We start from the raw sequence: 23,082 nt of genomic DNA, 5'->3' as shown, positions 1-23,082 counted from the left end.
GCTTCTTTCGAAGGGTGCGGCGCGCTCGGTGACGTCTCGGCGCCCTGCCATCAAGGGCACCCGCGCGGCACTGCACGCCATATGCGCGCTTGGCTGTGCGAGCCTGACATTAGCCGCGCCATTGAACGCCTCTGCGGCAGCCATGCCGGCTGCGGCTACCAGCGCACCCGCGGCGGCTCCGGCTCCGGCGCCGGCCACTACGTCAGCACCGACGGCGAAGCCCGCACCGGTGACAGCCGCGAGCCCTGAAAGCGCGACATCGGCGGCACAAGGCGCGAACAATGCCACCGGCGCAGCGGGTGCAGGCAGCGCGCCCGCGGCTGCAACGCCGCCTTCATCGCCTCCCTCGCCCCAATCGACGCAGCCGCCGCCGGCCCCGGTCACTGCCAGAACGCCCGCCGCAACATCTTCGCCGCCCGCGGCCACGAAAGCGCCGGCCGTCCCCTCGATGCCCGCCGCGGCGTCCGCGTCGTACACCCTGAACACGCAGTTGCGTTACGGCGGCTATCTGGTGTTCCGCAACCTGATCCCATCGCCGATGCTCGAAGCGCAAGCCGCCGACGAGTTCAGCCAGATCACCTACGGCGCCGAGCATTCGAACCGTCTGTATGCCGACACCGACGCGCATGTCACGCGCGTGCGCTCGATCGTCGACAAGATGATTCCGTACTCGCTGAAATGGAACGAGCGGGCCAAAAACTGGAAATGGGATGTAGCGGTGGTGCGCTCGCCCGATATACGCATGTACTGTCTGCCGGGCGGCAAGATCGTCGTGTACGGCGGACTGCTCGACCGCGCGAAACTGAACGACAATGAGCTCGGCATGCTGATCGGCCATGAGATCGCGCATGCGCTGCGCGAGCATGCGCGCGAGCGGCTCGGCCAACTGCAGGCAAGCCAGCTCGACTCGTCCGGCACGATCCCGCAGCTATTCGGGCTCGCCGATCTGGGCGCGGCGCCGCTCGGCATCGGCTCGCGCCTGCTGGAAATGAAGTACGAAAATACCGACGAGACCGAAGCCGACGTGATTGGCAGCGATATCGCGTCGCGCGCCGGCTTCGATCCGCGCGCCGCGGTCACGCTGTGGGACAAGCTGGCGCAGGCCACGCGCAGCAATCGCGATCAAGGCTTCATCTACGTGCATCCCTACACGCCGGCGCGCCGTCAGGACATTGTCAAGCGCTTGCCGGACATGCTGCCGCTCTACGCGAAGGCGATCGGCAAGACCGTGGACGCGTTGCCAGACTACGCCGGCATGGGCCGGCCGCGCCGCAAACTGGCCCGCGATTGAGTTGCGCGGGTCTTTAGCGTCCGCTGCTTCCGCGACAACGCGTTCCGCAGGGTCGAGTTCCGGTTCGCTTGCTGCGCACTCGCACTCGCGACCATTGTCATGACAAAGGCGAGGCCTCAGCCTCGCTTGCCATGCTTACTTCTTCACCTTGTGGTCGTAATCCACCGTTAGCGGCGCATGGTCGCTGAACTTGATATCGCGAAACACGTCGGTGCGTTTCGCCTTGCTCGCGATACCCGGTGTCGCGATCTGATAATCGATCCGCCACCCGACGTTCTTCGCATACGCCTGACCGCGATTGCTCCACCATGTGTACTGTTCCGGCCGCTGGTCGAGCGTGCGGAACACGTCGACGTAACCCACTTCATCGAATAGTTTGGTGAGCCATGCGCGCTCTTCCGGCAGGCAACCCGAATTCTTCTGGTTGCTCTTCCAGTTCTTGATGTCGATTTCCTTGTGGACGATGTTGACGTCGCCGCACACGATCACCTCACGCTCCTGAGCCAGCTCCGCGAGATGCGGCATGAACTCGTCCATGAAACGGTATTTGGCCTGCTGGCGTTCGTCGCCGCTCGAGCCCGAGGGCACATACACCGAAATCACCGAGAGCTTGCCGAAACGCAGTTCGACATAACGACCTTCCGGGTCGAACTCCTCGCTGCCAAAACCGATCACCACTTCGTCCGGTTCGTGACGCGTGTACACGCCCGCGCCGCTATAACCCTTCTTCACAGCGTGCTGAAAGTATCCGGTGAAGTTGTGCGGGGCCATGAATTCCGGCGTCATATCGTCCTGCGAGCATTTGATTTCCTGCACGCACAGCACGTCGGCCTTCTGCTCGCCGAACCAGTCGAAAAAGCCTTTCTTGGCCGCTGAGCGGATGCCGTTCAGGTTCGCGGTAATCACACGCAACATGTCGTTCCTTTTTACGTTCGATTCGTTGATGAAGCGAAAGGCACGGTCACTCGACCTTGATGCCCTTCAGCGATTCTTTGGCAGGCGGATATTCGAGCTTGAGTGCCTCGAACTTGCGCAACAGCAACTCCGCAACCATCACATTGCGATGCGTCTTGGAGTCGGCGGGAATCACGTACCACGGCGCGTATTCCGTCGAGGTCGCTGCCAGCGCGTCCTGGTACGCCTCCTGATATTGGTCCCACTGCTTGCGCGCTTCGAGATCGGCAAGGTCGAATTTCCAGTGCTTGCTCGGATCGTCGATGCGCGCCTGCAGACGCGTCCGCTGTTCGTCTTTCGAAATGTGCAGCATGCACTTGACGATGGCCGTGCCGCTATACGCCAGCAATTCCTCGAACTGGCGGATGTGGCAGCAGCGTTGCACGAAGGCTTGCTCATCCAAAGTGCCGAGCACGGTGGGCACCAGCAGATCTTCGTAGTGACTGCGGTTGAAGATCGTCAGCTCACCGGCGGCCGGCGCTTGTGAATGCACGCGCCAGAGAAAGTCATGCGCGAGTTCGACAGGCGTCGGCGCCTTGAAGGGCACGATGCGCAAACCGAGCGGATCGACTTCGTGAAACACGGCGCGGATCGTGCCGTCCTTGCCGCTCGTGTCCATGCCCTGCAGCACCAGCAATACGCGGCGCGTTTGCTGCGCGTGCAAGCGCTCCTGCAAGTTGTCGAGCTTCGTGCCGATCTCCGACAGACGCGCCTTGTCACCATCTTTCGAGCCGGTCGAAAACGGCTTGGCGGCCGGGTCGAAATCGCTCAGCGAGAATTTGTTTTTCTTCTTGCCGTCGTCGAAATACGGCACGCGGAAATCGTCGAGTTCGGGTTGCCTGGCCATCCACACACTCCCCTGATCTGTGTTCGCTTAAACGGACCCGCAAAATGAAACGGGCCGTTGCCCCACTTTCGTTTCCGGCAACAGCCCGTGCTGACCTGAGCTTTAGCGCTTCAGTCGTTCACGCTCAACTTAACTTCGACTCAGGATAGCTTCTTCTTCAGCAGTTCGTTCACTTGCGCCGGATTGGCCTTGCCCTTCGTCGCTTTCATTGCCTGACCGATCAGCGCGTTGAATGCCTTTTCCTTGCCGGCGCGGAATTCCTCGACCGACTTCTGATTCGCGGCGAGCACTTCGTCGATGATCGCTTCCAGCGCGCCGGTATCCGAAATCTGCTTCAGCCCCTTCGCTTCGATGATGCGGTCGGCGGCGGCTTCGTCGGTGGCCTTCTCTTCCCAGATCGCGAGGAAAATTTCCTTGGCGATCTTGTTGGAGATCGTGCCGTCGGCGATACGCTGCAGCAGCAACGCGAGTTGCGCGGACGACACCGGGCTCCCGGCAATGTCGAGACCCTCGCGATTCAGTTGCGACGACACTTCGCCCATCAGCCAGTTGGCGGCAACCTTCGCGTTGGCCGGACCGACCTTGCTCACCACCGCTTCGTAGTACGCGGCCATGGCTTTGCTCGAGGTCAGCACGTTAGCGTCGTACGGCGTCAAACCGTATTGCGACACGAAACGCTGTTGAATCGCCACCGGCAGCTCTGTCATCTCTGCCTTGACGCGCTCGATCCACGCCGCGTCGATCACGAGCGGCATCAGATCGGGATCGGGGAAATAGCGGTAATCGTGCGCGTCTTCCTTGCTGCGCATGGAGCGCGTTTCGCGCTTGTCCGGATCGTACAGACGCGTTTCCTGCACCACCGTGCCGCCGTCTTCGATCAACTCGATCTGACGGCGAACTTCGTACTGGATCGCTTCTTCGAGGAAGCGGAACGAGTTCAGGTTCTTGATCTCGGCGCGCGTGCCGAATTCGGCCTGGCCGACCGGACGCACCGACACGTTCGCGTCGCAACGGAACGAGCCTTCCTGCATGTTGCCGTCGCAGATGCCGAGCCACGTGACGAGCGTATGCAGCGTCTTCGCGTAAGCGACCGCTTCGGCCGCGCTGCGCATTTCAGGCTCGGTCACGATTTCAAGCAGCGGCGTGCCGGCACGATTCAGGTCGATGCCGGTCATGCCCGCGAAGTCTTCGTGCAGCGACTTGCCCGCGTCTTCTTCGAGGTGAGCGCGCGTGAGATTGACGACCTTCTCATACGCTTCCTTGCCGGCCTTTTCATTGGCCGGCACCTGAATCGTTACCTGACCGCCCTGCACGACGGGGATTTCGTACTGGCTGATCTGATAGCCCTTCGGCAGATCGGGGTAGAAATAATTCTTGCGCGCGAAGATGCTGCGCGGCGCCACCGTTGCGCCGATCGCGAGACCGAACTGGATCGCGCGCTCCACGGCGCCGCGGTTCATCACCGGCAACGTGCCCGGCAACGCCAGATCGACGGGGCTGGCTTGCGTGTTCGGCGCCGCGCCGAATTGCGTCGCGGTGCCCGAAAAAATCTTCGATTGAGTCGACAGTTGCGCGTGGGTCTCCAGACCGATCACGACTTCCCATTGCTTGGCCATGGTGCTCACACTCCTGCCGGTGCTTTGCGGTGCCAGTCGGTCGCGCGCTGGAACGCGTCGGCCACCTGAAGCATCCGGGCTTCATTGAAATAGTTGCCGATGATCTGCAAACCGACCGGACGCTGCGCGTTCGCGCCCGCACCGAAGCCGCACGGCACGCTCATGCCCGGCAAACCGGCAAGGCTCACCGACAACGTGTAGATGTCGGCCAGATACATCTGCACCGGATCGTCGCCCTTCGCGCCGAGGTCCCACGCCACCGACGGCGCGACCGGTCCCATGATCACGTCGCACTGCTTGAACGCTTCCTGGAAGTCCTGCGCGATGATGCGGCGGATCTTCTGCGCCTGCAGGTAATACGCGTCGTAATAGCCGTGCGACAGCACGTAGGCGCCGACCAGAATGCGGCGCTTCACTTCCGGGCCGAAACCTTCGGCGCGCGACTTCTTGTACATGTCGAGCAGATCGCGATACTCGGCAGCGCGATGGCCGAAGCGCACGCCGTCGAAACGCGACAGGTTCGACGAAGCCTCGGCCGGCGCGATCACGTAGTACACCGGAATCGACAACTCCGTTTTCGGCAACGAGACTTCGACCAGCGTGGCGCCGAGCGCTTCGTATTGCTTCAACGCGGCGTCGATCGAGGCGCGCACGTCGTCGGCAAGACCGGCGCCGAAATACTCTTTCGGCAGGCCGATGCGCAGGCCGGCGAGCGGCTTGCCGGCGCCGTCTTCTTTCCATGATTTGCCGAGATAACGCGTGTAGTCTTCGTCGTCGCGCACGAGGCTGGTCGAATCGCGTTCGTCGAAGCCGGCCATGGCGTTGAGCAGCGTCGCGCAATCCGCGGCGCTTTGCGCCATCGGACCGCCCTGATCCAGCGACGAGGCAAACGCGATCATGCCGTAACGCGACACGCGACCATATGTCGGCTTGATACCGGTGATGCCGGAGAACGACGCCGGCTGACGGATCGAGCCGCCGGTATCCGTACCCGTTGCAGCGGGCGCGAGGCGCGCGGCGACGGCCGCAGCCGACCCGCCCGACGAACCGCCCGGCACAGCTTTAACATCCCACGGATTCTGCACAGGACCAAAGTACGAATTCTCGTTGGACGAGCCCATTGCGAACTCATCCATATTGGTCTTGCCCACGCACACCATGCCGGCGTTCTGCAGACGCGCGACCACGGTCGCGTCGAACGGGCTTTCGTAGTTCGACAGCATTTTCGAGCCGGCGGTGGAGCGCCAGCCCTTGGTGACGAACACGTCCTTGTGCGCGATCGGCAGGCCGACCAGCGGGCCGGCGTGGCCGGTATGAAGCAGCGCGTCCGCGGCTTTCGCCTGCGCGAGCGTCAGATCGGGATCGACCTGGATGAATGCGTTCAGGCTGTTGGCCGCGTCGATCCGCTTCAGATAGAGCTGCGCCAGTTCGACTGCGGAGCATTCCTTGGCCGTCAGTGCGGCGCGCAGTTCGGTCAAACTTTTTTCATGCATTGCGTTTTATCCTGAAGAGCGCGGCAGCGTAGTCACGCTGCCGTGGAGGCGTTCGGCTGCCCGCCGGCAAACCGAGCCGAGGAAGCCGGAGACGACGGTTATGCGAGCGTTGAAGCCACGAGTCGATATGCCGCAAGTCGGCACTTCGTCTGGAGGCCCGCTCGCATACCGCGCCGGGCTCGTTGCGCGGGTGTTACTCGATCACCTTCGGCACGAGATACAGGCCGTCCTGCACGGCGGGCGCCGGGCGCTGGAAAGCTTCGCGTTCGACCGTTTCGGTCACCGCGTCGTTACGCAAACGCAGCGCGACGTCTTCGATCTGCTCGATCGGATGGGCAAGCGGCGCGATGCCGGTGGTATCGACCGCCTGCATCTGCTCGACGAGGCCGAAAAAATCGTTGAGCTGGACGAGCGTGTGCTCAGCGTCGGCGTCGGCCAGTTCGAGCCGCGCGAGATGCGCGATGCGTTTTACATCGGTCAGGGTCAGAGCCATGCAGTCACCGGAAAATGTGGTGGACCGCCGCAGCAAGGAAAAAACGATGCCGCGACAGCGGGTTACGACGCTGGAGGAAGACCTCGAAAAAGGGGCCAGCGGTGGCAAAAAGTGCCGTCCGTTTCCTTTAAAACATCCAAAATTATAAGGTATCATTACGCGTTCGACCCAAACCCGGACCGTCTTACCAAGGCCTTTCTGAACAATTCCCAAAGATAGTTCGGATTTTTCTGACCTGGCTTTGCATCGGCCTCCGGTAGACTCCCTCGCAGCTTCAAGTTCCTGTGGCGCCGCATCCGCCCGGTTGAAGCTGTTATTTTTTCCGCTGCCGCCCTGCGCAACCATTGCGAGGCCCGGCCCCCAGCGAGACAGGATTTTGAATGTTCGGTTTTTTGCGCAGCTACTTTTCCAACGATCTGGCCATTGACCTCGGTACGGCCAACACGCTCATCTACATGCGTGGCAAGGGTATCGTTCTTGATGAACCGTCGGTGGTGTCGATCCGCCAGGAAGGCGGTCCCAACGGCAAGAAAACCATCCAGGCAGTCGGCAAGGAAGCCAAGCAGATGCTCGGCAAGGTGCCGGGCAACATCGAGGCAATCCGCCCCATGAAAGACGGCGTGATCGCCGACTTCACGGTCACCGAGCAGATGATCAAGCAGTTCATCAAAACTGCTCACGAATCGCGCATGTTCTCGCCGTCGCCACGCATCATCATTTGCGTGCCGTGCGGTTCGACCCAGGTCGAGCGCCGCGCCATTAAAGAAGCCGCGCACGGTGCGGGCGCTTCGCAGGTCTACCTCATTGAAGAACCCATGGCCGCGGCTATCGGCGCCGGCCTGCCGGTGTCGGAAGCAACCGGCTCGATGGTCGTCGACATCGGCGGCGGCACGACGGAAGTCGGCGTGATCTCGCTCGGCGGCATCGTGTACAAAGGCTCGGTGCGCGTCGGTGGCGACAAGTTCGACGAAGCCATCGTCAACTACATCCGCCGCAACTACGGCATGCTGATCGGCGAGCAAACCGCCGAAGCCATCAAGAAGGAAATCGGTTCCGCCTTCCCGGGTTCCGAAGTCAAGGAAATGGAAGTGAAGGGCCGCAATCTGTCGGAAGGCATTCCGCGCAGCTTCACCATCTCCAGCAACGAAATTCTCGAAGCCCTCACCGATCCGCTGAACCAGATCGTGTCGTCGGTGAAGATCGCGCTCGAACAAACGCCGCCGGAACTCGGCGCCGACATTGCCGAGCGCGGCATGATGCTCACGGGCGGTGGCGCACTGCTGCGCGATCTGGACCGCCTGCTCGCCGAAGAAACCGGGCTGCCGGTGCTCGTCGCCGAAGACCCGCTGACCTGCGTTGTGCGCGGTTCGGGCATGGCGCTCGAACGCATGGACAAGCTGGGCAGCATCTTCTCGTACGAGTAAGCGAGCCCGTCTCCATGTCAGTAGCGCGGATCAGGCAAACGGCTCCTTGCGGGCCGGTTTGCCGTTGGCTGGGCCTACCAGCCTCCGCGCGCTGAACGCGCGTTCCTCGCGCGCCGCCGTCTCACCCAACCGCTCACGCCCCCGGCGCCGACCATGGAATACAGTCCGCCGCCCCTGTTCAAGCAAGGACCGTCCGCCCTCGCACGACTCGTATTTTTTGTCCTGCTGGCGATCGCCCTGCTGATCTCCGACGCACGCTTCAAAACGCTCGAAATCGTTCGCGGCGTGCTCGGCGCGGGTCTTTATCCGTTGCAACGCGCCGCCCTCGTGCCGCGCGATATGTTCGTGGGCGCCGCCGACCTGGCCGTGACCAGCGCCACGCTGCGCAGCGAAAACGACAAACTGCGCACCAAAGACCTGCAGCTTTCGCAGCAAGCCAATACGGCCGCTGGGTTGGCGGCCGAGAACGCGCATTTGCGCGCGCTGCTGCAACTGTCGCAGCGCTCCACCACGGAATCGCTGCCTGCCGAAATCCAGTACGACACGCGTGATCCGTTCACGCAGAAGGTTGTGATCGGCCGGGGTGCGCAGCAAGGCATCCAGAACGGTTCGCCGGTCGTCAACGAAGACGGCGTGATTGGCCAGGTAACGCGCGTGTTCCCGCTGCAAGCCGAAGTGACGCTGCTTACGGACAAAGATCAGGCAGTGCCTGTGCAGATCGTGCGCACGGGTCTGCGCAGCGTGATTTACGGCACGCCGAAGGGCGACACGCTCGATCTGCGCTTCGTGCCCATCAGCGCCGACATTCAAACCGGCGACGAACTCGTCACCAGCGGTCTGGACGGCGTGTATCCGCCGGGTCTGCCGGTCGCCAAGGTGGTGCGGGTCGACAAGCAGGCCGATACGGCGTTCGCCCGCGTGATCTGCCTGCCGGTCGCGCCGGTGCGCGGCGCGCGTCAGCTGCTGGTGCTGCATTACGTGAACAATGTGCCCCCGCGTCCGGCCGAAGAGCCCGACGCAGCCACGGCCGCGAAGGACGCAAAAGCGAAGAAAGGCGCCAAATCGGCCGACAGCAAGGCCGCGGCGGATAAATCCCCGGCAAAAGCCGGCGAAAAGGCCGCAGCCGAGAAACCCGCAACCGCCAAGCCCACCGAAAAGGCGCCGGCCAAACCGCCCGCAGCGGAGAAAAAGCCCGCCGCCGAAAAGAAACCGGCCGTTGACAAGAACGCGAAGCCGCCAGCCAAGCCAGGGGCCCAGCCATGAACCGTCCGCAATACATCCTGCAGCCGGTCAATCCTTACTTCATCTCGTTCAGCCTCGCTGCGGCGTTCCTGCTGAACCTGATGCCGTGGGGGCGCCTCGTCGGCGTGCCGGACTTCGTCGCGCTCGTGCTGCTGTTCTGGAACGTGCACCAGCCGCGCAAAGTCGGCATGGGTATCGCGTTTTCACTCGGTTTGCTGATGGATGTACACAACGCCAGCCTGCTCGGTGAGCACGCGCTGGCGTACACGTTGTTGTCGTACGGCGCGATCACGATTCACCGTCGTGTGCTGTGGATGTCGCTCGGCGTGCAGACCTTCGCGGTCATGCCGCTGCTGGTGGTCGCGCAACTGGTGCCGTTCGTGATCCGTCTGCTGACGGGCGCGGCGTTTCCGGGCTGGGGTTATCTGATCGACGGCTTCGTCGAAGCCGCGCTGTGGCCGGTCACCAGCATGCTGCTGCTGATGCCGCAGCGCCGCCCCGCCGATCCGGACGATACCCGGCCGATTTGATCCCGCATCGAGCGCGCCGGCCGTTCTTGCCAGAACCCACTTTCCCGGCCCACTCGACGCGCATCGCTGTTCATGCCTCCCGGTTCCGGCCGGAAAAGGCGCACACTCATGATGGCCGTCACCCGGCCTTTTGCAGAATCGCATGACCGAATTCAAGGACACTCAGCAACAGCTCTCGAAGTTCCGCCTGCGCGTCGCGGCGGCGGGCCTGTTCGTGTTCGTCTGCTTCGGGCTGATCGGCTTCCGTTTCCTGTTTCTGCAGGTCTGGCACTACAGCAAATACTCGCTGCAGGCCGATGAAAACCGCATCTCCGTCGCGCCGATCGTGCCGAACCGCGGCATCATCACCGATCGCAACGGCGTGGTGCTGGCCAAGAACTACTCGGCCTACACGCTCGAACTGACGCCGTCGAAGCTGAACGACTCGATCGAAAACGTGATCGACAACCTGGCCACGGTCGTTTCAATCGACGCACGCGACCGCCGCCGCTTCAAGAAGCTGCAGGAGGACTCGAAGAACTTCGAGAGCCTGCCGATCCGCACCCGACTGACCGACGACGAAGTCGCGCGTTTCACCGCGCAGCGCTTCCGCTTTCCTGGCGTGGAAGTGCGCGCGCGCCTGTTCCGTCAATATCCGCTCGGGCCGACCGCGGCGCACGTGATCGGCTACATCGGCCGGATTTCGCAGCGCGATCAGGACCGTATCGACGACGCCAGCGATCAGAACGACAGCGATCCGGACCACTACGATCCGCGTCTGGACGCGAATAACTACAAGGGCACCGACTACATCGGCAAGATCGGCGTCGAGCAGAGTTACGAGACCGAGTTGCACGGCCAGACGGGTTTCGAGGAAGTGGAAGTGACCGCAGGCGGCCGCCCGGTGCGCACGTTGTCGCGAACCCAGGCTACGCCCGGCAACAACCTCGTGCTGTCCCTGGACATCGGCTTGCAGCAGGTGGCCGAGCAGGCCTTCGCGGGCCGCCGCGGCGCGCTGGTCGCGATCGAACCGTCGACGGGCGACGTGCTCGCGTTCGTGTCCGCGCCGAGCTTCGATCCGAACTCGTTCGTCGACGGCATCGACCAGCAGACCTGGGACGATCTCAACAACTCGCCCGACCATCCGCTGCTCAACCGTCCGCTGCACGGCACCTATCCGCCGGGCTCGACCTACAAGCCGTTCATGGCGCTCGCCGCGCTCACGCTGCACAAGCGCACGCCGGGCTGGGGCTTCCAGGATCCCGGTTCGTACACTTTCGGCGGCCACACGTTCCGCAACGACGTGCGCTCGGGCCAAGGCTGGGTTGATATGAACCGCGCGATCGTGGTGTCGAACGACACGTATTTCTACATGCTCGCGCACGATCTCGGCGTCAACAATATCGCCAACTTCATGAAGCCGTGGGGCTTCGGCCAGATCACCGGCATCGACATTTCGGGCGAGGCGAAGGGCATTCTTCCCTCCACGGAATGGAAGCGCAAGGCGTACCGCAAGCCCGAGCAGCAACGCTGGTATGAAGGCGAAACGATCAGTCTCGGCATCGGCCAGGGCTACAACTCGTTCACCATTCTTCAACTCGCTCACGCCACGGCCACGCTCGCGAACAACGGCGTCGTGATGAAGCCGCACCTCGTGCGCGACATCGAAAATCCGATCACGAAAGACACGCGGCCGGTGGTGCGCGATCCGAGCGACAAGATCGCGGTCAAGCAATCGGACATCGACATCATCAAGCGCGCGATGGAAGGCGTCGTGACCAACGGCACGGCGTCGAAGCTGTTCATCGGCGCGCCGTACCAGGCGGCCGGCAAGACGGGTACGGCGCAGGTCTACTCGCTGCAGGGCGCGAACTACAAAGGCCACGCGGTCGCCGAGCATCTGCGCGACCACGCGCTCTTTATCGCGTTCGCGCCGGCCGAGCAACCGAAGATCGCGCTCGCGCTGATCGTCGAAAACGGCGGCTGGGGTGCGGAATCCGCAGGCCCGATCGCGCGCAAGGTGCTCGACTATTACCTGGTCGGCAAGAACAAACCGGGTGCGCAGCAAGCGGCCATCGAGGCAGCGGCGTCGGCAACCGAAGATGCCTCCGCGCCGGAAGTCGGCGGTGCACCGCTGGCGCCGCAGGACGGCGTGCAGCCGGTCAAGGTCGCAGCGGGCTTCACCGCGCTGCCAATTCCCGGTACGGCTTCGGCGGCAGCGGCGGCCTCCGCTGCGGCGGCTGCGAAGGCGGCGTCCGCGGCGGCGGAAGCTTCCGCGCCTGATGCCGCATCGGCACCGGTTGCCGCCTCGACGTCCGCGTCCACCGCCACGAAGAATCCCGCGTCGCGTAAATCCGGCGTCCCGCATAAACCCCGTCCGGCCAGCGAGCCGGCGCCGACAGCCGCCGCCGCGTCGCGCGATGGCGGCATTCAGGCCACGTCGCCACGCCAGCCGGTTTCCGGCGGCATCGACGAGTAAGGAGAAGGCATGCAATTCGACAAGCGCGCCTGGCTCGACCGCATCAAGCGGATGTTCGCGGGCTTCGATCGCCCGCTCGCACTGATCGTGTTTCTGCTGTTGTGCGTCGGCATCGTCACGCTGTACAGCGCGAGTCTGGATGTCCCCGGCCGCGTGGAAGACCAGCTGCGCAACATCATGCTGACCTTCGTGCTGATGTGGGCGCTCGCCAATGTGCCACCCACCACGCTGATGCGCTTCGCGGTTCCGCTCTATACATTCGGGATCGCTTTACTGGTCGCGGTGGCGCTATTCGGCCTCACGCGCAAAGGTGCGAAGCGTTGGATCAATGTCGGCGTGGTGATCCAGCCGTCGGAAATCCTGAAGATCGCCACGCCGTTGATGCTCGCCTGGTACTACCAGCGGCGCGAAGGGGTAATGCGCTGGTACGACTTTCTGGTCGGTCTGGTGATTCTCGCGGTGCCGGTCGGCCTGATCGCCAAGCAGCCCGACCTCGGCACAGCCGTGCTAGTGTTCGCGGCCGGTCTCTTCGTGATTTACTTCGCTGGCCTGAGTTTCAAGCTGATCGTGCCGGTGCTGATTGCAGGTGTGATCGCGGTCGCGTCCATCGCCGCCTTCCAGGACAAAATCTGTCAGCCGGAAGTGCAATGGCCGCTGATGCACGACTACCAGAAACACCGCATCTGCACGCTGCTCGATCCGACTTCCGATCCGCTCGGCAAGGGCTTCCATACCATTCAGGCGGTCATTGCGATCGGCTCGGGTGGCCCGCTTGGCAAAGGCTGGCTGAAAGGCACGCAGGCGCACCTGGAGTTCATCCCTGAGAAGCACACCGACTTCATTTTCGCCGTGTTCTCCGAAGAGTTCGGGCTGGCGGGCGGCGTCGTGCTGCTCACGCTGTACATGCTGTTGATCGCGCGTGGGCTGTATATCGCGGCCAATGGCGCGACGCTATTCGGACGCCTGTTAGCCGGCTCATTGACCATGGCGTTCTTCACCTACGCATTCGTGAATATCGGCATGGTGAGCGGCATCTTGCCGGTGGTCGGCGTGCCGTTGCCATTCATGAGTTACGGCGGCACCGCGCTGACCACGCTGGGCGTCGCGATCGGCCTGATCATGAGCGTCGCGCGGCAGAAGCGGTTGATGCAGAGTTAGCGCGGCGGTGCCGCGCGGGCGTTGCCGGCGACGCCACAAGCAAAAGGGACGCTCTTCACGGAGCGTCCCTTTTTGCATCCAGCGTCGTTATCAAAACGCCACGGTCTTACTGCGGCTTCACTTCCTTCTGATCTCGCAACTGCGCGCTGAGTTGCTGATACTTGAGCCGCGCCGCCGGATCGCCCTGCGCCGCCGCGGCTGCGTAATAAGCGCGCGCCACGTTGAGATTCTTCTCTACGCCGTCGCCGCCCCGCTCATAGAACGAGCCGGCCACGTATTGCGCCGTCATGTCGCCGCCCTGCGCCGCCTTCTTGTACCAGACGAACGCCTGCTTGTTGTCGCGCTCGGTGCCGCGACCATCGAGGAACTGATTGGCCAGTGCCAGCTCCGCCTGCACGTGTCCCTGCTCCGCCGCCTTCAGGAACCAGCGGTGCGCCTCAACCGGATCGCGCCCGACGAACTCGCCATCGTCGTACATCTTGCCGTACACGTATTGCGCGTGCGACATGTTGGCGTCGGCGGCCTTGCGCAGCCATTTCTTGCCTTCATCGACATTGACCGACGTGCCTTCGCCGTTGAGCAGCATCATCGCGTAGTTGAACTCGGCGAGACGGCTGCCGCGCTCGGCAGCTTTGCGGAACTCGACAAGCGCCGCAGCCAGATTGCCGGCGTTGTAGTCGGCGACCGCGGTTTGCGTCTCCGGATCATTCGACTTCGCGATCCGGCTGTCTTGCGCATAGGCCGCCACATTCGCCATCAATGCCGCTGTGAGCGCCACACGCACCACGACGCACTGCACCATCCCCTTCATGACCTCACCTCCTGCAGCGCCTGGCGAGTCGCGCGCAACATCCACATGACGTCCGCGGCCAGAGCGATGAAACGAAAACCGGCATCGCGATGCTGCTTCGCACTCGCGACGTCCATGGCAAAAATACCGGCGGCAATGCCCGCCTTGTCCGCGGCGCTGACGATGCGCGCCATCGCGGCCTGCACGTCGGCGTGCTTCGAATCGCCGAGATGACCGAGGCTCGCGGCGAGATCCGCCGGCCCGACGAACAGGCAATCGACGCCCGGCGTCGCCGCGATCTTTTCCACTTCCTGCAAGCCGCGCGCCGACTCGATCTGCACGATGGTCGCGATCTGCGCGTTGGCCGTCTGCACGTAGTCACGCCGCATGCCGTAGCCCGCGGCCCGCACCGCGCCGGCAACGCCGCGCTCACCGTCGAGCGCGCCGGCGGCCGGATATTGCGTGAGACGCACGGCGCGCGCCGCCTCGTCCGCGGACTCGATATTCGGGAACATCAGCGTGCGCGCGCCGGCATCCAGCACGCGCTTGACGAGCCATGCCTCGCTGGACGGCACGCGCACCACCGGCTCGCTCGGCAGATGCGCGGCGGCGATCGCGCGCAGTTGCGAGGCGACGTCGCCGCTATCGTTCGGCGAGTGCTCCATGTCGATCAGCAGCCAGTCGTAACCGGCGTGCGCGAGCGCTTCGGCGGCGGCGTCGCTGCCGAGCGAGAGCCACAGTCCGAACAGCGGATCGGTTTCTTTAAGGCGTGACTTGAGGGGATTGGTGAAGGTGCTCATCGCCGCGCTCCCTCGCAGTGAAGCGGCGCTTCGCCTGAACTGCGGGAAAGCGTGCTGGCCTCGTGGGCCAGATGAGCGCGCGGGCCGTGGCGGCCCGGCTGCCTGCTGCGACGCAATGCGGTGACCGGCATGTCTCGCTCCGTGTGGTTGTCGGAGCGATCATACCGTGACAATAACGCGAAGGTTGGGCCGCGCGAGCGGCCCGCGAGCGTCGGGTTACAGGCTTTAGTCGCGGACCACGTCGGCCCAGCAATTCGGCGTCTCGTACAGACGCAGCTTGTGCAGACGCAGATTCACGCCGTAGTGCGCGTCGTAGACGTTCGCGAGAATGTCGAACGCGACGGCGGCAAGATTTTCGACGGTAGGAATGCGATCGAGCACGACCGTCTTGTGGCCGGCCATCGTTTCCAGGAAACCGCGCACTTGCGTGTCGCCTTCATAGACGAGAAACGCGTGGTCCCACTTGTCGACGAGATGCTCGACGGCGAGCGACTTCACGTCGGCGAAGTCCATCACCATGCCGCGATCGGGCGCGCCTTCGGTGTCGACCAGATCGCCTTGCAGCGTGATTTCGAGCACATAGCGATGACCGTGCAGATTACGGCACTGGCTGCGGTGATCGGGGATGCGGTGACCCGCGTCGAATTCGAGTTTTCGTGTAATCGTCAGCACGGCAAATCAGGGAATGTTCAGATACTTGTGGGTCTGCATCGACAGGCGCCATTGCGGATGGCGTTTGCACCAGTCGATCGCGAGCTTGGTGTTGAGGTCGCGCGACGGTCCGTCCATAGGCTGGACGAGGAAATACTCGAAGTCGAGCTTCGCATACTCGGACAAACGCTGGTTGTCCTGTGGAATCACAACCTTCAATTCGTTGCCCTTGGTCACGACGAGCGGCGCGTCGGCCTTCGGGCTCACGCAGATCCAGTCGATCGTTTCGAGCACCGGCAGCGAGCCGTTGGTTTCGATGGCGATTTCGAAGCCGGCGGCATGCAGCGCGTCGACCAACGGTTGATCGATCTGCAGCATCGGCTCGCCGCCCGTGCACACCACGAAACGCTCGCCCTCGCCTTCGGGCCATTGCGACGCGATCATCTTCACGAGATCGTCAGCCGTGCGGTACTTGCCACCGTTCTCGCCGTCGGTGCCGACAAAATCCGTATCGCAGAAGCGGCACACCGCCTCGGCGCGATCTTCTTCACGGCCCGACCACAGGTTGCAGCCGGCGAACCGGCAGAAGACAGCCGGACGCCCGGCATTCGCGCCCTCGCCCTGCAACGTGTAGAAGATTTCCTTGACCGCGTAAGTCATGCTGCTTTCTGCCCTGTGTTCCTGAAAAATTATTGCCTGAGTTGCGCTGCTGCGCCGCGCGTCATCAGAGCGGCGCCTCGGTGACCTTCTCACCCGACAGATACGCCTCGTAACCGCGCTTGCGCAAACGGCACGCCGGGCATTCGCCACAACCGAAACCCCATGCATGCAATTCGGCGCGTTCGCCGACATAGCACGTATGCGTCTCGACGCGCACCAGCTCAACCAGCTCGTCGCCGCCGAGCTCGTGTGCGAGACGCCACGTGTCGGCTTTGTCCAGCCACATCAACGGTGTTTCGAGCAGGATGCGCGTGTCCATGCCAAGGTTCAACGCGACTTGCAACGCCTTCATCGTGTCGTCGCGGCAGTCGGGATAGCCCGAGAAATCCGTCTCGCACATGCCGCCGACCAGCACCTGCAAACCACGTCGATAGGCAATCGCCGCCGCGATTGTCATGAACATCAGATTGCGGCCCGGCACGAACGTGTTCGGCAAACCGTTCGCCGTAGCTTCGATCTCGATCTCGCGCGTCATGGCGGTATCGCTGATCGCGCCGAGCACTGACAGATCGATCATGTGGTCGTCGCCGAGACGCTCCGCCCATGCCGGAAATGCGCGCGCGACCGCATTGCGAAACCCCTCGCGGCATTCCAGTTCGACGCGGTGCCGCTGACCGTAATCGAAGCCCAGTGTCTCGACCGTTTCATAACGTTCGAGCGCCCAGGCGAGACATGTGGCGGAATCCTGGCCGCCGGAAAACAGCACCAGAGCGCTACGTTTAGCGTCTTTGCGGATCACCGTGAAACTCCGTGAATGAAGAGTGCCACGTCGCGCTGCGCGAGGTGCGCCATGCAAGCAACGCGGCGCGACGCGTGCCGGCACTGCTGCCGGCTCAAAGCAGTATAGGCCGCGCCTTCCGCACGCAGAGTTGCTGGGGCTTATACCGTTAATCGTCGGGCGAAGGGTTCGGTGTTAATGGCGGCGTTGCCGCGCGGCACTCACGCGACGCACTTACGTGCAAGTCCTTGAACTGGCGCGATTTTATCACGCGACGCCAAACACCGCCGAGCGCGCCCTGCACACGTGGCGCACGCAAGCCGAAGCAACGCTGCCCATCACGCCCCACCACACCAGGCGCACAAAAAGGAAAAGCCCCAGGAATCTTGCGATTTCCTGGGGCTGAATCCTGGTGGCCTGGGACGGAATCGAACCATCGACACGCGGATTTTCAATCCGCTGCTCTACCAACTGAGCTACCGGGCCAACGAAGAACGAAATGATATCAAAGGGTCAGCGCTCCGACAAGCCCCTTCTCGAAAAATTCTGTGGAAGCGAGATCCGCATATTTAACGCCGGCTTCACTTCCGCGGCTCACTCACCTTTGTTTTTGCCAAGATCCACGCCGAGCTGCTTGAGCTTGCGATACAAGTGCGTGCGCTCCAGCCCGGTCTTCTCCGCCACGCGCGTCATGCTGCCGTTCTCACGCGCGAGGTGATATTCGAAGTACGCGCGCTCGAACGCGTCGCGTGCGTCACGCAGCGGAATGTCGAACGAGATCGAGGCCGTTTGCGCAGCCAGCGCGCCGCTGCCCATGCCGTCGGTCGAGAGCATCGGCAATGCCGCCGCCGAAGCGACCGCCGAAACACTCACCGGCAACACCGGCTTGGCCGCCGCGCCGCCGGGCGCACCCACTGCCGTGCCCCGCGCGAGACCCTGCTCGACGGCCTTAAGCAGCTTCTGCAGCGCAATCGGCTTCTCGAGGAAATTGAGCGCGCCGATCTTGGTTGCTTCAACCGCCGTGTCGATGGTTGCGTGGCCGGACATCATGATCACCGGCATGGTCAGTTGCCCTTGCGCGGCCCATTCCTTAAGCAAGGTCACGCCGTCGGTGTCGGGCATCCAGATGTCGAGCAGCACCAGGTCAGGCGCCTGGCGCAAACGGAACTCGCGCGCTTCCTGCGCGTTTTCCGCGGCCTCCACGACATGCCCTTCGTCGCTCAGGATCTCCGAGAGCAATTCCCGGATGCCCATTTCATCATCTACCACCAGGATGGTTGCCATTTACGCTGCCCTTGTCTGCACTGTTGCTTTTGTCTTTCCCTGCGACGCACCGCCGTGCGCCGGACGCGGCCCTGTTCCAGGTGCCACGCCATCGTCTGCCAGTTGAAGGAAGAGGATCGAAATCTGCGCGCCCTCGATGACATCTCCCGCTTTCATGCGATTGCGGATGTCGATGCGCGCGCCGTGTTCATCGACGATCTTCTTGACCATCGCAAGACCCAGGCCCGTACCTTTGGCCTTGGTCGTTACGTAAGGTTCGAATGCACGTGTGAGGATACGCGCGGGAAAGCCCGCTCCGTTATCCGACACGGTCAGACGCACCGCGACGCGGACTTTGCCTTCCGCGTCGGGGTCTCCGTATTCTACTGTCCTCGTCTCGAGCAACACACGCGGATGCTCGAGGTCCGCCACCGCATCCTGCGCGTTCTGCAGCAGGTTGTGAATCACCTGACGCAATTGCGTCGCGTCGCCACGAATCGCCGGCAATGCGGCGAGCTCCACCTGAATGGCGCCCTTGCCTTCTTCGATACCGTACAGCGTGAGCACTTCGCTGACCAGATCGTTCAGCTGCAAATGGGCGAGCACCGCCGGCGGCGTACGCGCGTAATCGCGGAAGTTGTCGACCATCTGCTTCATCGCGGCTACCTGGTTCACGATCGTGGTCGCGCCGCGCTTCAACACATCGGCATCGGATGGCGAGAGCTTGTCGGCGAGTTTCATCTGCAGACGTTCGGCGGAGAGCTGGATCGGCGTGAGCGGATTCTTGATTTCGTGCGCGAGCCGCCGCGCGACTTCGCCCCACGCGATGGAACGCTGCGCGGAGATCACGTCCGAGATATCGTCGAACACCACGACGTAGCCGGAAGTCTGCATGTCTTCCGCGTCGCGGTCCGTCGCCGAGACAAGCCGCGCACCGCGCACGAGCAACGTAAGCGGCTCGGTTTCGTCCGGCACCTGCACGGAAAACTGCTGCTGCCAGTGACCGCGATCGTCGTGACCATCGCCGCTCGCCGCTTCGCGATCGGCAAACGCCTTGCGCACCATGCCGCCGAATTCGCTCAGCACGCCGATCTGATCCAAGGCCGAACCCATCACCGCCTGGAACGGCTGACGGAAAATTCGCTCGGCGCCTCGATTCGCGGTGGTCAGTCTGAACTGCCGGTCGAACACGAACACGCCCGCGGTCAGGTTCGCGAGAATACTTTCCAGATACGCCTTCGAGTGTTCAAGCGCGATGCGGTTGTTCTCGACCGCCGCGCGCGCTTCGGACAACTGCCGCGTCATTGCATTGAACGACTGCGTGAGAAAGCCCAGTTCGTCGCGCGATTTGATTTCGCGCTTCGGCGTGTAATCGCCTTCCGTGATTTCCTTGGTGCCTTGCGCCAGCAGGAACAATGGCCGCGCGAGCTGATTGCCGAGCGCGAGTGCGAGCATCATCGCGATGAAGGTGGCAAGGAACAGCGCGAGCGTCAGCGTGCCGATATACATCTTGCGCAGACCCGTACGGCCGAGCGCCTTCTCCTGGTACTCGCGATAGGCGCGCTGCACCGCGTCGGCATTGCGCGCGAGCGTGGGCGAAACCGGCTGCGTGAGTTGCAGGAAGCGTTCGGTGGGCTGCAACAGCGCGGCGTTCGAATCGGGGATGCGTTGCACCACCCGCAGCCGCAACACGCCCTTGCTGCCATGCGCGTGAGGATCGCCGTCCACTTCGCCTTCGATCGCCGCATAGCCACGGCCGCGCGCCTGTTCGATCATCAACGGCGTGGGCAAATCGTTCGGCACGAGCGTCGCGTAGTTGCCGGAGGCCTGCGCGACCACGTGCATGTCGGGCGTCGCGCCTGACATGCTGCGCGTAGGTTCGACGATCGTCGCATCCTGCACGCCGAACTGGTCGCGCAAACGCAGCAGCGTGAGCGTGGTGCCGGCGGCGTCCGCGCTCGCCAACTGTTCCGACATCAAGCGGCCCTTGGTTTGCAGATCGGACAGCGACGCGTCGAGCATGCCGCGCCCGAGATTCAAACCGGAGGTGAGCGCTGTTTCGACATTCACATCGAACCACGACTCGATACTGCGCGACACGAACTGATACGACACGACGTAGATGATGCCGCCCGGCACCACGCCGACCAGCGCCATGAAGAACGCGAGTTTCGCCAATAGCCGCGTGCCGAACTTACCCTTTCTCAGCCGCGCGATGATGATGATGACGAGCGTCGCCACCACCAGCAAAAAGATCATCGCGACCACGAGGTTAGCGGCGTAGAGCCACTGGTAATAGCGGTCGAAGAATTCCGTGTTCGCGCTGGCCGCGGCGAGCAGCACGAGCAGCAGCACGGCCGTCACGGCGACCGTCGACACCAGCACGCGCACGACGATGCTGCTGACACTGGTAGCGGAGCGCACTTTATTTAGCACGTTCGGTCACCGTGAAAGTAAAGCGCTTCCATTCGGAAGCGAGATTCCAGTCGCGGTTATTCACCGCGTCGATCTGAAACGGCTTGGGCATCAGCGCGATGTCGAGTTGCATGCGCACCGACGCGTTATACGTCTCGCCGACACGCACTTCATTGCGTTCGATCACGTGCCACGACGTGATGTGCTTGATCACCGCGAGCGCATCCTTGAGCGTGGTGAAGCCGAGCTGCAAACCGCCGGACGACACGCTCGATACGCGATACTCGCGCGTGAGCGGCTGGAACGACAGGCGAATGCTTTGCGACACGCTCACCGGCTGCTCGTCGAACCAGTACCAGCGCGGCCGGCTCAGTTCGAAGTCGGTCGTGAAATACAGCGGAATGCCTTTGTTGACCGCGTCTTCGAGGTTGCTGTTCAGATCGAAGTCGAAACGTGCGTCGAGATTCCAACCCGTGTTGTCGGCTTGCAGCGATGCACGCTGCACCGCGATCGAATCAGCGTGCGCCACGCCCGGCGCCGCCAGCCATACGGCCAGCGCGATCCAGAGCACGGCAGCGAGCCGAAGCGGGAAGAAGCGTTTGATGGTCACCGTTTCTGAAAGCGCGCGTAGAAGAATCCGTCGTGGTCTGAGTTCGCGCCGGCGCTGTCTTCAGCGGGTTGTCCGGCATGAGAACCGGCCGATGTGTCGGCGGGCGCGCGAGCGACTGAAGGCAACAGTTGCCCCGGCGCGTCCAATCGTACCGCATCCTGATACTTGTTTCCAAACCACTGCGCCTGCAACTCGCCTTCTTCGGGAAAGATCGAACACGTAACGTAGAGCAACTCGCCGCCTGGTTTCACGAGCGGCCAGAGCGCGTCGAGAATGCGGCGCTGCTCAGCGACCAGCGCGGGAATGTCGGATGCGCGGCGCAGCCAGCGAATATCCGGATGACGCCGCACGATGCCCGACGCCGAACACGGCACGTCCGCCAGAATGCGATCGAACGGCGGGTCGATGTCGTCGTGCCATTTTGCGGGCGCGCCCGCGTCGCCGATCCGCACTTCCGCTTCGAGCTTGAGTCGCTGCAAATTTTCGCCGATACGGCGCGCGCGCGACGCGTCGCTTTCGAGCGCGACGAGCTGAAGGTTGGCCAGTTCGAGCAGATGGCCGGTCTTGCCGCCGGGCGCCGCGCAGGCGTCGAGCACACGCATGCCGTCGCGCACGTCGAGTAGCGGCGCGGCGAGCTGCGCGCCGGCGTCCTGCACCGAGACGACGCCGTCGCTGAAGCCCGGAATGCGGTCGACCGGCATCGGCGTGGCGAGCTTGACGGCGTACGCGCCGGCCCTGCTCGCCGCAATGTGATGGTTTTGCAGCACTTGCAAGTAGGCGTCGACCGTCGATTGACGCGCGTTCACCCGCAGCGTCAGCGGGCCTTGTGTGTTGCCAGCGGCTAGCACCGACTGCCATGCGTCGGGCCACGCGCGCTTGACGGCATCGATCCACCATGCCGGATAGTTCCAGCGTGCGACTTCGTCGGCTTGCGCGGCGCTCAATAGCGTTTCGCGTTCGCGCAGGAAACCGCGCAGCACGGCGTTGACGAGGCCCTTCGCAAAGGCAAATTCACGGCGCGCGCCGATCGCGCTCACTGCCTGATCGACGACCGTGAACGGTGCGTAGGCAGCGTTCGCTTCGTCGTCGACGAGCAGGGCCAGCGAGCACGCGAGCACATGGCCGACGTGCGGCGGCGGTGCCTTTTTCACCAGCTTCGCGATCAGCCACTCGGCAATCGCGAGACGTCGCATGGTGCGGTAGGCGATGTCCTGCACCGCGCCACGTGCCGCGGCAGCGCTGGCCTCCGGCGCGGACACGAAGACGGATTGCAGCGCGGCCGGCAACGCTGCGCCGAGACGCACGGCGCCGACCGCCTGGCCCGCGCAGTCGAGCGCGAAGCCGAGCGATTCGGGCGCGAGATGCAGCATCGACAAACGTGATTCGCGCGGGCGCACCGATGAGGAAGCGGTACGCGAAGAAGGCTTTGTAGTCATCAAGAAGGCTATGGCGGGCCGCGCGGGAGCGCGCGACGCAATCAACACGCATTGTAGCGTGGCGCGCGACGCGGGCCGGCGGGCGGTCTGTGAGCGCAGCGATCGCGGATGTATGGCGAGCGGGAAGGAGTGGGATTGAAGCGCGGGTTGGATATATCGGCGCGGACGTAGCG

General features: G+C 63.3%; 21 protein-coding genes and 1 tRNA gene. 7 read left to right on the top strand and 15 right to left on the bottom strand.

The features are described 5' to 3' along the window. The first annotated feature begins 28 nt into the window (after nucleotides 1–28). Nucleotides 29–1,291, top strand: coding sequence for a M48 family metallopeptidase (locus B0G81_RS26160; RefSeq protein ID WP_166679151.1), 1,263 nt, complete (start codon nucleotides 29–31; stop codon nucleotides 1,289–1,291). 135 nt (nucleotides 1,292–1,426) lie between these two features. Here B0G81_RS26160 and B0G81_RS26155 read toward each other — a convergent pair whose 3' ends face one another. The 5 genes from B0G81_RS26155 to gatC all read right to left on the bottom strand — a co-directional run bounded on the left by B0G81_RS26155 (nucleotide 1,427) and on the right by gatC (nucleotide 6,694). Beyond that, complete coding sequence (locus B0G81_RS26155) at nucleotides 1,427–2,206, bottom strand: exodeoxyribonuclease III (protein WP_134139048.1); 780 nt, start codon at nucleotides 2,204–2,206, stop codon at nucleotides 1,427–1,429. 46 nt (nucleotides 2,207–2,252) lie between these two features. Further along, a complete protein-coding gene (locus B0G81_RS26150) occupies nucleotides 2,253–3,092 on the bottom strand; it encodes a PPK2 family polyphosphate kinase (protein ID WP_134139044.1) in 840 nt (279 codons plus the stop codon). 140 nt (nucleotides 3,093–3,232) lie between these two features. Then, nucleotides 3,233–4,708, bottom strand: coding sequence for an Asp-tRNA(Asn)/Glu-tRNA(Gln) amidotransferase subunit GatB (gene gatB / locus B0G81_RS26145; RefSeq protein WP_134139041.1), 1,476 nt, complete (start codon nucleotides 4,706–4,708; stop codon nucleotides 3,233–3,235). A 5-nt stretch (nucleotides 4,709–4,713) separates the two neighbouring features. Next, nucleotides 4,714–6,201, bottom strand: coding sequence for an Asp-tRNA(Asn)/Glu-tRNA(Gln) amidotransferase subunit GatA (gatA, locus tag B0G81_RS26140; protein WP_134139038.1), 1,488 nt, complete (start codon nucleotides 6,199–6,201; stop codon nucleotides 4,714–4,716). A 193-nt stretch (nucleotides 6,202–6,394) separates the two neighbouring features. Beyond that, complete coding sequence (gene gatC / locus B0G81_RS26135; protein ID WP_105511670.1) at nucleotides 6,395–6,694, bottom strand: Asp-tRNA(Asn)/Glu-tRNA(Gln) amidotransferase subunit GatC; 300 nt, start codon at nucleotides 6,692–6,694, stop codon at nucleotides 6,395–6,397. Here gatC and B0G81_RS43805 point away from each other — a divergent pair. The 6 genes from B0G81_RS43805 (at nucleotide 6,693) to rodA (ending at nucleotide 13,506) form a co-directional block, all read left to right on the top strand. Then, nucleotides 6,693–6,842, top strand: a complete 150-nt coding sequence (locus B0G81_RS43805; RefSeq protein WP_166679062.1) for a hypothetical protein — start codon at nucleotides 6,693–6,695, stop codon at nucleotides 6,840–6,842. The two genes, gatC and B0G81_RS43805, sit on opposite strands and share 2 nt — an antisense overlap. Before the next feature lie 232 nt (nucleotides 6,843–7,074). Beyond that, nucleotides 7,075–8,118, top strand: a complete 1,044-nt coding sequence (locus B0G81_RS26130) for a rod shape-determining protein (RefSeq protein WP_004189550.1) — start codon at nucleotides 7,075–7,077, stop codon at nucleotides 8,116–8,118. Between the two features lie 153 nt (nucleotides 8,119–8,271). After that, on the top strand, nucleotides 8,272–9,381 hold the full coding sequence (gene mreC, locus B0G81_RS26125; protein WP_134139033.1) for a rod shape-determining protein MreC: 1,110 nt from the start codon (nucleotides 8,272–8,274) through the stop codon (nucleotides 9,379–9,381). Then, the gene (mreD, locus tag B0G81_RS26120) at nucleotides 9,378–9,890 is read left to right on the top strand and encodes a rod shape-determining protein MreD (RefSeq protein ID WP_095417751.1); all 513 of its coding nucleotides are present in this window, start codon (nucleotides 9,378–9,380) and stop codon (nucleotides 9,888–9,890) included. The genes mreC and mreD overlap by 4 nt, the downstream gene beginning before the upstream one ends. Before the next feature lie 142 nt (nucleotides 9,891–10,032). Beyond that, entirely contained in the window at nucleotides 10,033–12,348 is a 2,316-nt protein-coding gene (gene mrdA / locus B0G81_RS26115) for a penicillin-binding protein 2 (protein WP_134139028.1), read from the top strand. A gap of 9 nt (nucleotides 12,349–12,357) precedes the next feature. Further along, nucleotides 12,358–13,506 carry a rod shape-determining protein RodA gene (rodA, locus tag B0G81_RS26110; protein ID WP_106283949.1) on the top strand — a complete coding sequence of 383 codons (1,149 nt, stop codon included), beginning with the start codon at nucleotides 12,358–12,360 and terminating at the stop codon, nucleotides 13,504–13,506. Nucleotides 13,507–13,612: 106 nt separating this feature from the next. On the opposite strand, the gene B0G81_RS26105 is transcribed toward rodA, so the two are convergent. From B0G81_RS26105 to rsmB, 10 genes are all read right to left on the bottom strand, one after another. Further along, nucleotides 13,613–14,263, bottom strand: a complete 651-nt coding sequence (locus B0G81_RS26105; RefSeq protein ID WP_243856795.1) for a tetratricopeptide repeat protein — start codon at nucleotides 14,261–14,263, stop codon at nucleotides 13,613–13,615. Between the two features lie 50 nt (nucleotides 14,264–14,313). Continuing rightward, nucleotides 14,314–15,096, bottom strand: coding sequence for an aldolase/citrate lyase family protein (locus B0G81_RS26100; RefSeq protein WP_134139020.1), 783 nt, complete (start codon nucleotides 15,094–15,096; stop codon nucleotides 14,314–14,316). 225 nt (nucleotides 15,097–15,321) lie between these two features. Beyond that, nucleotides 15,322–15,765, bottom strand: a complete 444-nt coding sequence (gene queD / locus B0G81_RS26095; RefSeq protein ID WP_090518804.1) for a 6-carboxytetrahydropterin synthase QueD — start codon at nucleotides 15,763–15,765, stop codon at nucleotides 15,322–15,324. A 9-nt stretch (nucleotides 15,766–15,774) separates the two neighbouring features. Then, on the bottom strand, nucleotides 15,775–16,407 hold the full coding sequence (gene queE, locus B0G81_RS26090; RefSeq protein WP_116118660.1) for a 7-carboxy-7-deazaguanine synthase: 633 nt from the start codon (nucleotides 16,405–16,407) through the stop codon (nucleotides 15,775–15,777). A 64-nt stretch (nucleotides 16,408–16,471) separates the two neighbouring features. Beyond that, a complete protein-coding gene (queC, locus tag B0G81_RS26085) occupies nucleotides 16,472–17,206 on the bottom strand; it encodes a 7-cyano-7-deazaguanine synthase QueC (RefSeq protein ID WP_106283953.1) in 735 nt (244 codons plus the stop codon). 389 nt (nucleotides 17,207–17,595) lie between these two features. Beyond that, nucleotides 17,596–17,671: transfer RNA gene (locus B0G81_RS26080), tRNA-Phe, on the bottom strand. A 108-nt stretch (nucleotides 17,672–17,779) separates the two neighbouring features. Continuing rightward, nucleotides 17,780–18,469 (bottom strand): response regulator transcription factor EsaR, encoded by a 690-nt coding sequence (gene esaR, locus B0G81_RS26075; protein ID WP_106283954.1) that lies wholly within the window; start codon nucleotides 18,467–18,469, stop codon nucleotides 17,780–17,782. Beyond that, the gene (locus tag B0G81_RS26070) at nucleotides 18,470–20,884 is read right to left on the bottom strand and encodes a PAS domain-containing sensor histidine kinase (protein WP_106283955.1); all 2,415 of its coding nucleotides are present in this window, start codon (nucleotides 20,882–20,884) and stop codon (nucleotides 18,470–18,472) included. It abuts the gene before it with no gap. After that, nucleotides 20,874–21,473 carry a DUF4390 domain-containing protein gene (locus B0G81_RS26065; RefSeq protein WP_106283956.1) on the bottom strand — a complete coding sequence of 200 codons (600 nt, stop codon included), beginning with the start codon at nucleotides 21,471–21,473 and terminating at the stop codon, nucleotides 20,874–20,876. The genes B0G81_RS26070 and B0G81_RS26065 overlap by 11 nt, the downstream gene beginning before the upstream one ends. Then, nucleotides 21,470–22,909 carry a 16S rRNA (cytosine(967)-C(5))-methyltransferase RsmB gene (gene rsmB / locus B0G81_RS26060; RefSeq protein WP_134139016.1) on the bottom strand — a complete coding sequence of 480 codons (1,440 nt, stop codon included), beginning with the start codon at nucleotides 22,907–22,909 and terminating at the stop codon, nucleotides 21,470–21,472. Before rsmB ends, B0G81_RS26065 begins: the two co-directional genes overlap by 4 nt. Nucleotides 22,910–23,082: the final 173 nt, after the last annotated feature.

Origin of the sequence: Paraburkholderia sp. BL6665CI2N2, from assembly GCF_004366535.1 — a bacterium.
Classification (GTDB): Bacteria; Pseudomonadota; Gammaproteobacteria; order Burkholderiales; family Burkholderiaceae; genus Paraburkholderia.
The sequence above is the reverse complement of the archived record's forward strand: the minus strand, read 5'-3'. Positions and strand labels throughout refer to the sequence as shown.

What these genes read in the sequence shown, in the direction of transcription:
- esaR (WP_106283954.1), bottom strand. Translation starts at nt 18,469, where the DNA reads ATGGCAACCATCCTGGTGGTAGATGATGAAATGGGCATCCGGGAATTG.
- B0G81_RS26155 (WP_134139048.1), bottom strand. Translation starts at nt 2,206, where the DNA reads ATGTTGCGTGTGATTACCGCGAACCTGAACGGCATCCGCTCAGCGGCC.
- queE (WP_116118660.1), bottom strand. Translation starts at nt 16,407, where the DNA reads ATGACTTACGCGGTCAAGGAAATCTTCTACACGTTGCAGGGCGAGGGC.
- B0G81_RS26130 (WP_004189550.1), top strand. Translation starts at nt 7,075, where the DNA reads ATGTTCGGTTTTTTGCGCAGCTACTTTTCCAACGATCTGGCCATTGAC.
- B0G81_RS26100 (WP_134139020.1), bottom strand. Translation starts at nt 15,096, where the DNA reads ATGAGCACCTTCACCAATCCCCTCAAGTCACGCCTTAAAGAAACCGAT.
- gatA (WP_134139038.1), bottom strand. Translation starts at nt 6,201, where the DNA reads ATGCATGAAAAAAGTTTGACCGAACTGCGCGCCGCACTGACGGCCAAG.
- mreD (WP_095417751.1), top strand. Translation starts at nt 9,378, where the DNA reads ATGAACCGTCCGCAATACATCCTGCAGCCGGTCAATCCTTACTTCATC.
- rodA (WP_106283949.1), top strand. Translation starts at nt 12,358, where the DNA reads ATGCAATTCGACAAGCGCGCCTGGCTCGACCGCATCAAGCGGATGTTC.
- B0G81_RS26150 (WP_134139044.1), bottom strand. Translation starts at nt 3,092, where the DNA reads ATGGCCAGGCAACCCGAACTCGACGATTTCCGCGTGCCGTATTTCGAC.
- B0G81_RS26105 (WP_243856795.1), bottom strand. Translation starts at nt 14,263, where the DNA reads ATGGCGAATGTGGCGGCCTATGCGCAAGACAGCCGGATCGCGAAGTCG.
- mreC (WP_134139033.1), top strand. Translation starts at nt 8,272, where the DNA reads ATGGAATACAGTCCGCCGCCCCTGTTCAAGCAAGGACCGTCCGCCCTC.
- mrdA (WP_134139028.1), top strand. Translation starts at nt 10,033, where the DNA reads ATGACCGAATTCAAGGACACTCAGCAACAGCTCTCGAAGTTCCGCCTG.
- gatC (WP_105511670.1), bottom strand. Translation starts at nt 6,694, where the DNA reads ATGGCTCTGACCCTGACCGATGTAAAACGCATCGCGCATCTCGCGCGG.
- rsmB (WP_134139016.1), bottom strand. Translation starts at nt 22,909, where the DNA reads ATGACTACAAAGCCTTCTTCGCGTACCGCTTCCTCATCGGTGCGCCCG.
- gatB (WP_134139041.1), bottom strand. Translation starts at nt 4,708, where the DNA reads ATGGCCAAGCAATGGGAAGTCGTGATCGGTCTGGAGACCCACGCGCAA.
- B0G81_RS43805 (WP_166679062.1), top strand. Translation starts at nt 6,693, where the DNA reads ATGCAGTCACCGGAAAATGTGGTGGACCGCCGCAGCAAGGAAAAAACG.